Below are 15,678 nucleotides of genomic sequence, written 5' to 3' on the forward strand. Positions count from 1 at the left end.
CTCGAGAGGTGAAGTTGTGAAAAAGATAGTTATTGAGTCCCTAATAGGGTCCCAGAAAACAGCAGTACTTGAAGATGAAAGATTAACAGAACTTTTTGTTGAAGACAATTTAAATAAGAAGACTGTATCCAATATATATCGTGGAATCGTAAAAAAAGTTATACCAGGAATAGAAGCTTGTTTTGTAGATATTGGATTTAAGAAACTTGCTTATTTACAATTAAAAAAGGGAAGTACTATAAAATCTGGTCAGGATATTTTGGTTCAGATAAATAAAGAAGAAATAGGAACTAAAGGCGCAAAATTAAACACTGAGATTAGTATTTCTGGAAGGTATATTGTCTATATACCTTCCAATGATAGAACTACAATATCAAATAAAATTACTGATGAAAAAGAACGATTTAGATTAAAAAAAATTACTAAGGCAGTAAATAAGGAAAATCTAGGATTAATAATAAGGACTGAGGCTCAAGGTTGCACTCATGATGAAATAAAGAAAGATATAGAAGAGTTGAAATTAAAGTATGAAAACATTTTAAAAGAATATAAACTTGGTATAGGTCCGAAATTATTATATAAGTCTTTAGATTTTGCAACTAAATATGTAAAAGATAATGTGAATGATGATATTGAATCTATAATTACCAATAGTTATGATAAGTACTCTGAACTTAAGTCTATTTTAAGAGGTATAGATAAGACTTATGTTGATAAACTGTGTCTTGAGGAAAATAGAGATGTATTTGATTTATACAGAATAGAATCTAAAATAGAAAAATTATTAAATAAAAAAGTATGGTTAAAGAGTGGAGGTTATTTAATAATTGAAAAAACAGAAGCTCTTACGGTTATAGATGTAAATACGGGTAAGTTTATTGGAACTGGTAAACTTGATGAAACCGTTTATAAAACTAATCTTGAAGCTGCAAAAGAAATTGTAAGACAGCTTAGAATTAGAGACATAGCTGGGATAATAATAATCGATTTTATTGATATGCATAAAAAGAAGCATCAAAAGGAGATTTTACACATCCTAGAAGAAGAATTTAATAAAGATAAAAGAAAAGCTGAAGTATTAGGTATGACAAAACTTGGTTTAGTAGAAGTTGCTAGGCGTAGAGAAAAAGAATCCATTGATAAGTATTATTTAATGTCTTGTCCATGTTGTGATGGTGAACAAACAATAAAATCTGTACATTATATACTAGATAGTATTGAAAAAGAAATTATGAGAATAAGTGAACATACTGTTTACAAAAACATAATGGTAGAATTTAATGATTTTATTTTTGAACAAATAAAAGAATATTATATGGATATAATTGATAAAATTGGTGAAAAATATAATATAAAGATTTCTTTAAACGCAAATAGTACATTAAAGCACAATAAAACCAATGTTATTTTCGATAAAATAGTTGACAATAAAATGTAAATATTTTATAATTAATAATTGTAATGCCGCACAGTAAAGGTTTAAATCTTCAAATGAAGTACCTTGTACTGGCGAGTTTGAGGCCGAGGAGGTGTATTTAATGTACGCTATAGTAAAGACTGGTGGAAAGCAATATAAAGTTTCTGAAGGTGATGTATTATTCGTTGAAAAATTAGAAGCTAACGCAGGTGATGTTGTTACTTTAAACGAAGTATTAGCTTGCTCTAAAGATGGAGAATTAAAATTAGGTTCTCCAGTAGTAGAAGGAGCATCTGTTCAAGCTAAAGTTGTTGAACAAGGTAAAGCTAAGAAAGTTATAGTTTTCAAGTATAAAGCAAAAAAAGATTACAGAAGAAAACAAGGACATCGTCAATCATACACTAAGATAGTTGTAGAAAAAATAAACGCTTAGTTATTGGTTAAGTTATGATAAAAGTTAAATATTATTATAATGATGATTTCTTGTTGCAAGGTTTTTGTTTAAAGGGACATGCTGATTTTGCTGAAATAGGCTATGATATAGTATGTGCTGCAGTTACATCTAATGCTATTGCAGTTATAAATTCTTTAGACAAATTACAGAAGATTGAATTTGAAAAAGTAGTAGGAGAAGAAGGTCATATAGAGTGTATAGTCAAAGATACACATGTAAAAGACGCACAATTATTACTAAATCACTTTCAATTAGCGGTTAAAGAAATTAAACGGGAATACCCAAAAAATATAAAAATTTTAAAAAAGTAGGGGGTGACTCCATATGTTAAACATGAATTTACAATTATTAGCATCTAAAAAAGGGGTAGGTTCTTCTAAAAATGGTAGAGATTCTATATCTAAAAGATTAGGTGTTAAGAGATTCGATGGTCAATTAGTAACTGCTGGAAGTATAATAGTTAGACAAAGAGGAACTAAAATACATCCAGGAACTAATGTTGGAAAAGGTAGTGATGATACTTTATTTGCATTAGTTGATGGTACTGTTAAATTCGAAAGAAAAGACAAGAAGAGAAAAAAAGTTAGTATATATCCAGTAGCAATAGCTGAGTAATATACATAAAAGGAGTGTTGAGGCACTCCTTTTTCTTATAATACTGATGAATTTATAATGGTATTTTTGGTAATGCTAATTAAAAGTTTTTAATTAAGTAGGTGAAGAATTTGTTTATAGATAAGGCAAGAATATTTGTTAAGGCTGGAAATGGTGGAAATGGTTCGGTAGCATTTAGAAGAGAAAAATACGTTCCAGCTGGTGGTCCAGACGGTGGAGATGGTGGTCGTGGAGCAAGCATCATATTTGAAGTTGATTTGGGGCTTAGAACTCTAATGGACTTTAAGTACCAGAAAAAATATCAAGCTCAAAATGGTGGCGACGGAAGCAAAGGAAAAAGAGCTGGTAAAAATGGAGAAAATTTAGTATTAAAAGTACCAGCAGGTACAGTAATAAGAGATGAGGCTACAGGTCTTGTATTAGCAGATTTAAAAAAAGAAGGAGATACAGCTATAGTTGCAAAAGGTGGTATAGGTGGTAAAGGTAACCAACACTTTGCAAATGCAGTAAGACAAGCTCCAGCTTTTGCAAAATCTGGTACAGATGGAGAAGAAAGATGGATAACTCTTGAACTTAAAATGATAGCAGATGTTGGTCTTTTAGGATTTCCAAATGTAGGTAAATCAACATTTCTATCAGTTGTAACTAAAGCTAAACCCAAAATTGCAAACTATCATTTTACAACACTTACACCAAATCTAGGTGTTGTTCAAACTAAGTTTGGAGATAGTTTTGTACTTGCAGATATACCTGGAATTATAGAGGGTGCTTCTGAAGGCATAGGATTAGGTCATGAGTTCTTAAGACATGTTGAGAGAACAAAGGTATTGATACATATTGTAGATATATCTGGATTAGAGGGAAGAGACCCTATTGAAGATTTTGACAAGATAAATGATGAGCTTAAATTGTACAATGAAAAGCTTTCAAAGAGACCACAAGTTGTAGTTGCAAATAAATTTGATATATTAGAAGATGAGAGTAAGTTTGAGAAGTTTAAGAGTGAATTAGAAGGCAGAGGATATACAGTATTTAAAATGTCAGCAGCAACTCGTCAAGGCATAGATGAAGTAATAGCCTATGTTTCTAAAATGCTAAAAGAAGTAGAAGATGTGGAGCTAGTTTCAGAAGAAGAAATGTATAGACCAGAACTTGATATTGGTACTGAAGAAGAGTTAAGTATAGATATTGAAGATGGTGTGTATGTAGTTACAGGTAAAGCACTTAGAAGAATAATGTATTCTGTAAATTTTGATGATATGGAATCCCTTCAATATTTCCAAAAAGCTATGGAGAGTCAAGGTGTTTTTGATAGACTTAGAGAAATGGGAATAGAAGATGGAGATGTGGTTAAAATTTATGAATTAGAATTTGAGTTTTACAATTAATTTAAATATAGATTATAGATAATTTAAGTATAGAATTATAGAGGTGAGAATATGTTAAAAGGAAAACAAAGGGCGTATTTAAGATCTTTGGCAAATACTTTAAAGCCTACTACACAAATTGGTAAAGAAGGTGTTACAGAGAGTTTCTTAGAGCAATTAGATGGTATGTTAAGAACTAGAGAATTAGTAAAAGTTACTATATTAGAAAATGCAGGTCTTGATACTAAAGAAACTGCTAATGCAGTATGTGAAGCTTTAAGAGCTGAATTTGTGCAGGCTATTGGTTTTAAATTTACTATTTACAAGAGGAATATTGAAGAGCCTAAAATACTTTTTCCAGGACATGAACAAGCGAAAGCAAAGACTAAAAATAATAATGTTACAAAAAAGGGTAAACCAACTAAAAGAGCTGTTAGATAATAGTTTATATCCTTTTAGGGAAATAAGTTAAAAAAATAGTGACAATTGGAAGAAATTGTATTATACTATTAAACATAAATTTAAATTAGCAATCTTATCAAGAGTGGCAGAGGGACTGGCCCTGTGAAGCCCGGCAACCAGTATATTTAATTATACATTGGTGCTAAATCCTGCAGCATTTATGCTGAAAGATGAGTATAAACCCGTCATATGGCTTGAGTTTATACTCAAGCTTTTTTTATTGGTATATTTATATATATAAATAATTTAATATAATCAAAATGATGGGGGTATGTTACAGTGAAGATAGCAATATTAGGGTATGGAACAGTAGGAAGTGGATTAATTGATTTAATAGAAAATAATACTTCAAAAAGAGATATAGAAGTTGTTGGAATTTTAGTTAAAAATAAAGAAAAACACAAGTATAAGAAGTACTTTGATAAGATAACTACTGATATAGAAGATATATTTGACAAGGATATTGATATACTAGTTGAAGTAATTGGAGGATTAAATCCAGCTTTTGATTATGTAACAAGAGCGTTAAATAAAAAAATACATGTAGTGACAGCTAATAAAGATTTACTGGCTGAAAAAGGTAGTGACCTTATAGAATTAGCTAACTTAAATAATGTTAGCATCAAGTTTGAAGCATCTGTGGCAGGTGGTATTCCAGTTTTAAAACCATTGATAGAATCACTGGAAGGCAACAATATAAAGAGCATAAACGCTATTTTAAATGGGACTTGTAATTTTATATTATCAAAGATGTATGATGAAAATTTACCGTATGATGTCGCTTTAAAACAGGCACAAGAGTTGGGATTTGCAGAAGTTAATCCAGATGCAGATGTTTTAGGATATGATAGTGCTAGAAAGTTATCTATATTGTCTACTTTATCTTATGGAAAAATAGTATATTGGAAAGATTTATTATTAGAAGGAATAACTTCAATAGATGAAAAAGATATAGAATATGCAAAAAAATTAAATTGTAAGATAAAATTGGTTGCTAGAAGTAAGTATGAATCAGGAGAAGTAAGTGGATTTGTTAGACCAGCATTAGTGGACAATAATAATATGCTTTCAAAGATAGATAATGAGTTCAACGTAGTTATTTTAGTAGGTGATTCAGTAGGTGAACTTTCTTTTGTAGGTAAGGGAGCTGGAAGAGGTGCAACAGGAAGTGCTGTTTATGCAGATATTATAGATATAATAGATAATAGAAGTTCAAATATAAAGTCTTTTTCAAAAGGGAAATTGGATTTAAGTGGACTTATAGAAGATGAGTGTAGTGCAGTAGTTAGATTTGGTGGGTATAATAATAAAGATGGAATTTTAGAATGTTTAGATAAATATGTAGATAGTTATGATATTATAGATGATGAAGAATTGGCGATTTTTGTAAGTGCAAAGTCAGAACATGAGATTGATAGAGTTTTGGAAATTGTAAAAAGAAATAATTACAGTGAATCAGCTAAAAAATTATTGAAGATAGATTAATATGTTTATGCAAGAATTATGAAAATTTAATAGGGTGTCTCAAAATAGAGAGATAAGCCTTTTTTCCAGTGTTGAAATAATAAAAATATATTTGATTTTATAAAAAAAGAGTGTCTCATGAACTAAAAAGTTCATTTTGAGACACTCTTTTTTAATATCTGGTGAATTAATAAGATAATAGAAAAATGTATACGTTATAATTAACCAATAAAGAAATTTTCACTAGCTTCATTAATAGCTTGCTGAGTTACCCTTATATATCGCTGTGTAGTGGCTACAGAGCTGTGATTTAAAAGTTCTTTAACCAACTCTAAATTATTGTTACTCTTTTCAAATTGAGTAGTAGCATAGAGCTTTCTAAAGCTATGTGTACTTATATTATACAGATTTAAGTATTTACAAATTATCCTCAACTGTTTTTGAATAGCCTTTGTCTTTATATTTACTAAGTAGTCATTTGATTTAAGATTATACTTTCTTGCATGTTCATTTATGGACTCAATTATATTTTTATTAACTGGTCTATACTGTAATTTGCCCGTCTTTTTTTCATTTATTTCCAACATATTACCTTTAAAATTACCTATCTTTAATCTTAAAATATCTGATATTCTTAGACCTAAATTAGCTTCTAACATTAGTGCCAATGCAACTTTAGGATTTTTTCTAAATCTTTTTTCAACGCCATTTTCACTATAAGTAAAGCCAGTATGTAATAGTTCCATTATCTTTTTATATTCGTCTATTTCTATAGGTCTTGTTGCCATTTTCAACCACTCCTCTTAGTTTGATTTGGTAAGTTTAGGTCGGTATTTATTATATAATATAAATGAAATATTATATAATGGAAAAATTTCCCAGTAAACTTATACAAGTGTGATATATGTGATTAAGGAGAATTTTTTGAAAAATATTTCTAATAAAATTATTAAATTGTGATGAAATAACTATGCTGTTAAACTAATTAAAAAGGTTATTAAAATTATGACAAATATAATAAAAAAATGGAAGTATTTAGTTAAGTTTTATTAGTTTTATTTTTTTCGTGAAAATTTCTTAGTGAAAAAAGTATTTTTATATCGCATTAGTTTCCCATTTGTAGATAAAGTTTTCATATGTTTTTTTGCAATAAATACGGCTGAGATTAGATAAATTATTACTACAATTTGAATAATTGTATCATAATAGCTAAGGTAATAAAACCAGATTAAATTATTATATATAACGTTGTATGTATCAGCAAAGCTAGAAACCAACACAGCAGAGTTTGCAATTGGATAAAGTATAAATATAAAGATAGCAGCTAAAACTCCATGCGCAAATTTACTTAGTATGTATAATTTTAAATCTATGTCCGTTTTTGATAGAAATGTACAACATTGAGCTAGGATGGATAATCCACTAAATCCTATCAAAAAACTAGCTAAAGATGCTCTTAAAATTTCTGGAGAACTTGTTATACTAGATACTTTATTGCATCCTATAGTAATTTCAAATAGACCACTTACAAATGCTTGACAGAGTTCTTTACTAACACCTAAAAATGAAAGAGGCAAATATATAACTGATGCTATTAATGAGATTACATTAAAAAGAGATAGTATTTTAAATACTACTGAAAAAACAATTACAAATCCACCAACTGTAAGTAATGTATTTACTCCATTAAATACAGCATTTCCAAATAAAACAAAAAAACCATTCCCACTTGAATTTCTAATGTTGATTACATTTTTTATATTTGTTTTTAAATCCAATTTTGTCTTTGGAAGGTTTTCATTACCATAATTTCTAAAGAAAAGACCAACCAATATAGTTCCTAGATAATGGCAGAGAATCATTAAATAACCTAAGTTTGAATTTTGGAACATACCTGTACCAACCGAACCTATTATGAATAAAGGTCCTGATGTAGAACAAAAAGACACAAGTCTTTGTGCTTCATACTTAGAAATTTGTCCATTACTCCTAAATTCAGAAGCTAAACTTACTCCTACTGGATAACCAGATACTGTAGATATAGCAAAAGCTAAAGCGCTCTTTCCTGAAACATTAAATACAAATCTAGTTATGGGATTGATGATAAACCCTATAATATCCACTATTTTTAAATCAACAATTAAGTTTGCTCCAATTATAAATGGTAGTAGTGATGGAACTAAAACATTAGACCATATAGAAAAGCCTTCTCTTGCAGATTTTATAGCTTCATTTGGGTATAGGATAATCCCTAAAACTAGAACTCCAACTATGATAGATGGAGCAAAAAAAGCAATAATTTTATTTTTTTTCATAATATCACCTGTAAATTTGAGTTATAAGATATTATATTAAAAGTAATAAAAATATATGAATGTAATGGCTTAAGATATATAATAGATATATATTACAACAACGATTATCATATTGGAGGAAAAAATGTTTAATAGTATAGCTAGTAAAAAAGTTTATGAACAAGTAATTGAGCAAATACAATATAAAATACTAAATGGAGAGTTAAAAAAGGGGGATAAATTACTATCAGAAAGAGAACTGTCTGAACAAATGAATGTGAGTAGAACTTCCATAAGGGAAGCTATTAGGGTATTAGAGACTATGGGAGTGATAGAAAGCAGACAGGGTGAAGGAAATTTTATATGTACAAATATAGAAAAAACTTTAATAGAACCTTTATCTATGATTTTTAAACTTAATAATGGTACACTTGAAGATATATTAGAGCTTAGAATAATCCTAGAAATTGAGATTGCAAAACTTGCTTCAAAGAGAATAACTTCTTCTGAAGTTATAGAATTGAAACATATAATAGATGAAATGAGGGTAGAAACTAATAAAAAAGATAATAATCGAGTACTGGTGTTATTAGACCAAAAATTTCACAGTAAACTAGCAACATTAAGTAAAAATTATTTAATTCAAAGTCTTTTTATGACAGCATCAAAATTATTTGATGGATTTATAGAAGATGCAAGAGAAAAAATAATCGCAGAACCTTTTAATGAAAATATATTGCTTAAACAGCATGAAGCTATATACAATGCAGTTGTAGAAAATGATGTAGAACTTGCATGTGAGAAAGCAAAGGAACATATGGATTTTATAAGTAAAAATTATAGAAAAAATGAAAATTAAAAGTTTGTTATAAAATAAATTATTCTTGCAAATGGTAGATAATGGTACTATCATATAAATGTAAAACTGGTATGACCACATACCAATTTTATAGTTTATTATAATGGGAGATTAAAAATGGTAAAGTTAAAAGTACCGTATTCAAAACAAGGAATGATTTTAGAAATACCTGATGAACGTTTTCTCGGTGTTTTGGAGTCAAAATCGGATAATTATATAGAACATAAGACTCAAGAAGAGATAGTTGAAGAATCTATGAATAATCCTATAGGCTCTAATTCTCTGGAAGAACTGGTTAAGGGGAAAAAGAATGTAGTCATAATTACAAGTGACCATACAAGACCTGTACCAAGTAGAATAACTATGCCAATTATATTAAGAAGGATTAGGAATGTTAATCCAGAAATTGATGTGAAGATTATAGTGGCAACTGGATTTCATAGGCCAAGTACAAGGGAAGAGCTAATTTATAAAATGGGAGAAGAAATAGTAGATAATGAAGATATAGTTATGCATATATCTACTGATGATAAATCTATGTGTAAAGTAGGGATATTGCCTTCAGGTGGAGATTTATATATAAACAAACTAGCATATGAGGCAGAACTTTTGATAGCAGAAGGTTTTATAGAACCTCATTTCTTTGCAGGTTTTTCAGGTGGCAGAAAAAGCGTACTTCCAGGAATCGCATCTGCAAAGACTATAATGTACAATCACTGTAGTGACTTTATAGATAGTGATAATTCAAGAACTGGAAAATTGAATAATAATCCTATTCATGAGGATATGGTATATGCAGCTAAAGTTGCAAAATTAGCATTCATATTGAATGTTGTAATAGATAAAGATAAAAAAATAATTGCTTCCTTTGCTGGTGATGTCGAAAAAGCACATACTAAAGGATGTAGATTTGTAACAGAGTTATCAAAAGTAAATTCTATAAAATCTGATATTGTTGTAACTACAAATGGTGGATATCCACTAGACCAAAATATTTATCAATCTGTTAAAGGAATGACAGCAGCTGAAGCTACTTGTAAAGACGGTGGAGTAATAATAATGATTTCAGCATGTAATGATGGTCATGGAGGTCAATCTTTTTATGAAAATGTAGCAAATGCAGATTCTCCAAAACAACTTTTAGATAAAATTAGAAGTGTCGATAGAGTAGATACGATTCCAGACCAATGGGAATTTCAGATACTAGCGAGAATATTATCTAAATATACTGTGATAATGGTAACAGATAAGTGTAATCCTGAAATGATAAAAAAAATGCATATGAAACATGCATTTAACTTTAAAGAAGCTTTAGAAATGGCGAATAGTATAGTTGGTAAGGAGAGCAAAGTAGTAGTTATACCTGATGGAGTATCAGTTATAGTTAAATAAAAAAGGAGTGTACTTTATGGAAATTTTGACATGTATTAAACAAGTTCCTGGAACGACTTCAGTAGAAGTTGATGAAACTACAGGAGTACTAAAAAGAGATGGAGTAGATTCAAAAATGAATCCCTATGACCTATATGCTTTAGAAACAGCTCTTAGAATAAAGGAAGAGAAGAAAGCGAATCTAAAAGTACTTAGCATGGGTCCTCCTCAGGCAAAGAAGGTAATTGAAGAAAGTTTTATGATGGGAGCTGATGAAGGAGCATTAATAAGTGATAGGAGATTTGGAGGAGCAGATGTATTGGCTACTTCCTATACCATATCACAAGGTATTAAGAAGATGGGAAAGGTAGACCTAATAATTTGTGGAAAACAAACTACTGATGGTGATACAGCACAGGTGGGACCTGAAGTAGCTGAATTTTTAGATATACCTCATGTTACTAACGTTACAAAATTAATTGAAGTTAAAGATGAAAGTATAGTTGTTGAAATAGATATGCCAAATGATTTACAAGTATGTGAGATTGAATATCCATGTTTAATAACTGTAGAAAAAGACATTTTTCAACCAAGACTACCTTCATTTAAATTAAAACTTAATACTAAAGATAGAGAAATACCTGTATATAGCTTAGATGACTTTGAAGATAAAGATGAAAATAACTATGGACTTAATGGTTCTCCTACTCAAGTTGTAAGAATATTTCCTCCAAAGCCAAATACAGATAAAAATATTGTAAGAGGAAATGCAGATGAACTAAGTTTTGCACTTGTAAATAAATTAGAGGAATTAAAGTTGGTGTAAGGGGGAGTAATAAATGTCAAAGATAGTTGTAAATCAAGATAAAATAACTGACTTAAAGAGAATTTTAGAAATATGTCCTTTTGGGGCTATAGAAGAAAAGTCAGGTATAGTAGAAATAAGTGCTGGCTGTAAGATGTGCAAGTTGTGTGTCAAAAGTGGACCAAAAGGCGCATTTGAATTTATAGAGAGTAGTAAAGTACAAATTAATAAAGATGAATGGAGGGGAATTGCAGTATATGTTGAACATCATAATGGAAATATACATCCTGTAACGTACGAGCTTATAGGTAAAGCTCGTGAGATGGCATCAAAAATAAAACAACCTGTGTATTGTGTATTTGTAGGAAAAGACATAAAAGATAAGTGCAGTAATTTGATTTCTTATGGGGTGGATGAAGTATTTGTATATGATGAAGATGAATTTAAAGATTTTAGGATAGAACCATATTCAAAAGCAATAGAAAACTTTATAGATAAAATAAAACCAACGATAGTATTAGTTGGTGGAACTACATTAGGTAGGTCATTAGCTCCAAGACTTGCCGCTAGATTTAGAACAGGTCTTACAGCAGATTGTACAATACTTGATATTCAATCAAATACTGATTTAGACCAAATAAGACCAGCATTTGGTGGAAATATAATGGCTCATATAAACACACCTAATAATAGACCACAATTTGCCACTGTAAGATATAAAATATTTTCAGCACCAGAAAAAATAGAGAATACTACAGGAAAGATAACTTTATGTAAAGTAGAAAAAAAAGAACTAAAATCTAAAATTAAGGTACTGAGTGTAAAAGAAAAAAATAAAGAAGTTGGTCTGGAAGAAGCTGAAGTGATAGTTGTGGCAAGTAGAGCAATAAAAAAACAAGAAGATATGGAGATGATATATAAATTAGCTGATAAGTTAAACGCTCAAGTGGCAGGAACAAGACCTGTAATAGAAGCAGGTTGGATAGATGCTAAAAAACAAATAGGTCTTAGTGGTAGAACTGTAAAACCTAAATTGATAATAACTTGTGGTGTATCTGGAGCTGTTCAATTTGTTGCGGGGATGCAGGGTGCTGACTATATAGTAGCAATAAATAAAGATGATAAAGCGCCTATACTTGATGTAGCACATTTAGCTTTAATAGGTGATATTTATGATATTATTCCTAAATTGATTGAAAAAATAGAAAATAACAAAGATAATAATCAAAAATATATGGCATCAGCAGCTAAATAGGGGGATAGAAATGTATAAATTAATCGATAAAAAAGATATAGATTTTTTAATAGATACTTGTGGAGAAGAAAATGTATTAGTTGGAAGTGATATAAATGAAGATTTTTCACATGATGAACTTGGAGGGATTGAGAAGTGCCCTGAAGTTTTAGTAAATGTACTTGAAACTGAACAAGTATCTAAAATAATGAAATACGCATATAAAAATAATATACCAGTCACACCAAGAGGTCAAGGTACTGGTCTTGTAGGTGCTGCTGTTGCCATAAATGGTGGAATAATGATTAATCTATGTAAAATGAATAAAATACTTGAAGTTGATTATGAAAATTTAACATTGACAGTAGAACCAGGTGTTTTATTGATGACAATAGGTCAATATGTTCAAGATAGAGATTTATTTTACCCACCTGACCCAGGTGAAAAAAGTGCTACAATTGCAGGTAATATAAACACTAATGCAGGTGGTATGAGAGCAGTAAAATATGGCGTTACAAGGGATTATGTAAGAGGTCTTGAAGTTGTACTACCAAATGGAGAAATTATAAATGTAGGTGGAAAGGTGGTTAAAAATAGTTCTGGATATAGTATAAAGGATTTATTAGTGGGCTCAGAAGGTACTTTAGGAATAGTTACTAAAGCTATATTAAAATTGCTTCCTTTACCAAAGAAAAGTATAAGTTTGCTTATACCATTTCCAGATTTATCAATGGCAATAGAAACTGTTCCTAAAATAATAAAATCAAAATCAATACCAACGGCTATAGAATTTATGGAAAGAGATGTAATATTGGCAGCAGAAGAATTTTTAGGTAAAAAGTTTCCAGATAATACATCAGATGCTTATCTTTTGCTTACATTTGATGGAAATAGCACTGAAGATATAGAAAAAGAATATGAAAAAGTAGCTAATTTATGTTTAGAAAATGGTGCATTAGATGTATTTATATCAGATACACAAGAAAGAAACGATTCTATATGGTCAGCCAGAGGTGCATTTTTAGAAGCTATAAAGGCATCTACGACACAAATGGATGAATGTGATGTCGTTGTTCCAAGAGATAAGATAGCAGAGTTTATAAGATACACTCACGAGCTTCAAGACAAATTAAAAATAAGAATAAAAAGTTTTGGTCATGCAGGAGATGGAAATCTACACATATATATTTTAAAAGATGGTATGGATGATAATACATGGAAAATAAGATTAAAAGAAACTTTTGACTATATGTATAAAAAATCTAGAGAACTTAGTGGTCAAGTTTCTGGTGAACATGGCATAGGATATGCTAAAAAAGAGTACTTACATGAATCAAATTCAGATGCTTATATGATGTTAATTAAAAATATAAAGTTAGCTTTTGACCCTAAAAATATTTTAAATCCAGGGAAAATATATTAGAAATATTAATTTAATAATATTTACAAAACAAAAAATATTAAATTAGATTTAAATATAATATTTTAAACTTTACTTTTAAATCTGAAGCTAAATTGTAAAATTTTTAGGATGGCAATATTTACTTAAATTTAGAAAGTAATATAATATTTAAGTTGATGTTGTCATCCTAAAAGCATGTGTACATAAATAAAGTAAGACTATTGTATCTTATATAATAAAGAGTTAATAAAATGATTTTTATAAATATAGTTATTTTAAAAAACTACTTTACATATATTGGATGAGTATAAAAATCCATAGGGCCTTTTACTAAATCTTTATTGTTTTTATAATATATTAAATTATATATATTTGTAGCTTTTATATCATAACTTATGAGTGTTTTAAAAATCGTATCATCTAATGAAAATGATATACTTGAAAACTTGTTTATTATTTTTATTTCAGATTTATTTTTTATCTCTTTTAGAATTTCTCTACCTTTATCATTAAAAGCAAGTATTCTTATATAAGGTATAGTATCTATGTTTTTTATAAGTTGCATGTCGCTTTTTTTAATACCTAGCAATATATTGTTTAGAGTTCGTTTGATTTTGGTTAAAGTGTATCGCTTGGATTTAATTGCTAATTGTAGTTCATGTAGAAATTCAGATGTAAAGATATCTTTATAGATTCTGTTTTCTATGCCTTCATTTACTTCAAAATACTCTTTTAAAGTGTCCATATCTCTAAGTATAATTGTTTTTAAAATATCAAAGAAGAAGTCATCAAACATAGGTAAAAAACCATTATCTATTTTTTCATTTAGGATGTTATAAGTTTTTTCTGGAATAACATTTTTTAAATGAAAAAGGTCTGTATTTTCTTTAAGTGAAGTTCTTATAGCAGTAGCAGAACAAATATCACTCTCAATTTCTTCGGAATTATATTCTGATTGGACCCTGGAGATAGTAAATGGTTTTATACTACTGTTTAAATGGATGAGGTTTTTTATGTATTCTATACCCAGTATGTTGTTTGATGAATTTAATGTTTTTGATAATTGTTCCTTTGAATAATTTTGTATAAAATTATTTTTTTTGTCTTGATGTATATAATCAAAAAGTGCATTAGCTCTAGCTGTTGGAAATAACAGACCATCATCTAAATATTTTTTTAAAAGTAACTTAAATTCATTTGGTTCATTTGCTAAAATTTCAGCTATATTATAAAGAATTTCTGTATTTCCTTCTTCACTACCAAAACATATAGAATTTATGCAGTTTAGTGAATTTAAAATTGTTATAGCACCATGAGAAAAAATTTCAGCACTTTGACAAGCAAATAAAGTTGGTAATTCTATAACTAAGTCTACACCATTTTCGACAGCAATTTTTGCTCTAGTGTATTTATCAAATAAAGCTGGTTCGCCTCTTTGTAGAAAATTTCCACTCATTATTGCTACAGTATGTGTTGCATTTGTTTTTTCTATAGATTTAGATAAATGATATATGTGTCCATTATGAAATGGGTTATATTCAACTATTAATCCAAGTATGTTCATAAAATACTCCTTTTATCTTTAATTATTTTATATATATCACAATTTATTATAATATGTATAAAATTTAAATTTTTAATTATAAAATTAAAAAACGTAAAAAAATTTATAAAAATGTAGAAATGTTACCTACATAAAAAACTGGTTAAATGTTATTAAAATAACTTTATTAGCTCTTTATATTATATTATTATAACAAATGGGAAAGAATAATCTACATTAAGTTAACTTGTTAATATATTATTAGTGAAATACACAATTTACCATACTAGAAATATGATATAATATAAAAAAAAAGTATATACTTTTATATTAAAAGGTGATATATTATTTATGAAAATCGTTTAATGTATACAATAACATATCTATAACA

15 protein-coding genes and 1 riboswitch are annotated in these 15,678 nt (G+C 28.7%); of the genes, 12 read left to right on the plus strand and 3 right to left on the minus strand.

What is annotated here, in order from left to right; genetic code table 11:
* Window positions 1-16: 16 nt before the first annotated feature.
* The 7 genes from CDIF1296T_RS06220 (at window position 17) to CDIF1296T_RS06250 (ending at window position 5,800) form a co-directional block, all read left to right on the plus strand.
* Window positions 17-1,438, plus strand: a complete 1,422-nt coding sequence (locus tag CDIF1296T_RS06220) for an Rne/Rng family ribonuclease (RefSeq protein ID WP_003438072.1) — start codon at window positions 17-19, stop codon at window positions 1,436-1,438.
* Window positions 1,439-1,538: 100 nt separating this feature from the next.
* A complete protein-coding gene (rplU, locus tag CDIF1296T_RS06225) occupies window positions 1,539-1,850 on the plus strand; it encodes a 50S ribosomal protein L21 (protein ID WP_003419082.1) in 312 nt (103 codons plus the stop codon).
* A gap of 14 nt (window positions 1,851-1,864) precedes the next feature.
* Window positions 1,865-2,182 carry a ribosomal-processing cysteine protease Prp gene (locus CDIF1296T_RS06230; RefSeq protein ID WP_003438074.1) on the plus strand — a complete coding sequence of 106 codons (318 nt, stop codon included), beginning with the start codon at window positions 1,865-1,867 and terminating at the stop codon, window positions 2,180-2,182.
* 13 nt (window positions 2,183-2,195) lie between these two features.
* Window positions 2,196-2,486 (plus strand): 50S ribosomal protein L27, encoded by a 291-nt coding sequence (gene rpmA, locus CDIF1296T_RS06235; RefSeq protein WP_003419086.1) that lies wholly within the window; start codon window positions 2,196-2,198, stop codon window positions 2,484-2,486.
* 110 nt (window positions 2,487-2,596) lie between these two features.
* The gene (gene obgE, locus CDIF1296T_RS06240) at window positions 2,597-3,874 is read left to right on the plus strand and encodes a GTPase ObgE (protein WP_009888921.1); all 1,278 of its coding nucleotides are present in this window, start codon (window positions 2,597-2,599) and stop codon (window positions 3,872-3,874) included.
* Window positions 3,875-3,925: 51 nt separating this feature from the next.
* Window positions 3,926-4,294, plus strand: coding sequence for a YhbY family RNA-binding protein (locus CDIF1296T_RS06245; protein WP_003428464.1), 369 nt, complete (start codon window positions 3,926-3,928; stop codon window positions 4,292-4,294).
* A gap of 91 nt (window positions 4,295-4,385) precedes the next feature.
* Window positions 4,386-4,492, plus strand: a riboswitch (SAM riboswitch).
* 102 nt (window positions 4,493-4,594) lie between these two features.
* On the plus strand, window positions 4,595-5,800 hold the full coding sequence (locus CDIF1296T_RS06250; RefSeq protein ID WP_003438080.1) for a homoserine dehydrogenase: 1,206 nt from the start codon (window positions 4,595-4,597) through the stop codon (window positions 5,798-5,800).
* Window positions 5,801-6,000: 200 nt separating this feature from the next.
* Here CDIF1296T_RS06250 and CDIF1296T_RS06255 read toward each other — a convergent pair whose 3' ends face one another.
* A complete protein-coding gene (locus CDIF1296T_RS06255; RefSeq protein ID WP_003438082.1) occupies window positions 6,001-6,567 on the minus strand; it encodes a tyrosine-type recombinase/integrase in 567 nt (188 codons plus the stop codon).
* Between the two features lie 267 nt (window positions 6,568-6,834).
* Entirely contained in the window at window positions 6,835-8,094 is a 1,260-nt protein-coding gene (locus CDIF1296T_RS06260) for a membrane protein (RefSeq protein WP_009896088.1), read from the minus strand.
* Window positions 8,095-8,218: 124 nt separating this feature from the next.
* Here CDIF1296T_RS06260 and CDIF1296T_RS06265 point away from each other — a divergent pair, with 124 nt between their 5' ends.
* The 5 genes from CDIF1296T_RS06265 (at window position 8,219) to CDIF1296T_RS06285 (ending at window position 13,765) form a co-directional block, all read left to right on the plus strand.
* On the plus strand, window positions 8,219-8,932 hold the full coding sequence (locus CDIF1296T_RS06265) for a FadR/GntR family transcriptional regulator (protein WP_003438086.1): 714 nt from the start codon (window positions 8,219-8,221) through the stop codon (window positions 8,930-8,932).
* A gap of 117 nt (window positions 8,933-9,049) precedes the next feature.
* Entirely contained in the window at window positions 9,050-10,324 is a 1,275-nt protein-coding gene (larA, locus tag CDIF1296T_RS06270) for a nickel-dependent lactate racemase (protein WP_003438088.1), read from the plus strand.
* A gap of 16 nt (window positions 10,325-10,340) precedes the next feature.
* On the plus strand, window positions 10,341-11,129 hold the full coding sequence (locus CDIF1296T_RS06275) for an electron transfer flavoprotein subunit beta/FixA family protein (protein WP_009896092.1): 789 nt from the start codon (window positions 10,341-10,343) through the stop codon (window positions 11,127-11,129).
* A 13-nt stretch (window positions 11,130-11,142) separates the two neighbouring features.
* Window positions 11,143-12,363, plus strand: a complete 1,221-nt coding sequence (locus CDIF1296T_RS06280; protein ID WP_003438092.1) for an FAD-binding protein — start codon at window positions 11,143-11,145, stop codon at window positions 12,361-12,363.
* A 10-nt stretch (window positions 12,364-12,373) separates the two neighbouring features.
* Window positions 12,374-13,765 (plus strand): FAD-binding oxidoreductase, encoded by a 1,392-nt coding sequence (locus tag CDIF1296T_RS06285; RefSeq protein WP_009896095.1) that lies wholly within the window; start codon window positions 12,374-12,376, stop codon window positions 13,763-13,765.
* Between the two features lie 262 nt (window positions 13,766-14,027).
* On the opposite strand, the gene CDIF1296T_RS06290 is transcribed toward CDIF1296T_RS06285, so the two are convergent.
* A complete protein-coding gene (locus tag CDIF1296T_RS06290; protein WP_009896097.1) occupies window positions 14,028-15,308 on the minus strand; it encodes a nucleotidyltransferase in 1,281 nt (426 codons plus the stop codon).
* Window positions 15,309-15,678: the final 370 nt, after the last annotated feature.

The sequence above is a fragment of the Clostridioides difficile ATCC 9689 = DSM 1296 genome (genome assembly GCF_001077535.1).
GTDB lineage: Bacteria > Bacillota > Clostridia > Peptostreptococcales > Peptostreptococcaceae > Clostridioides > Clostridioides difficile.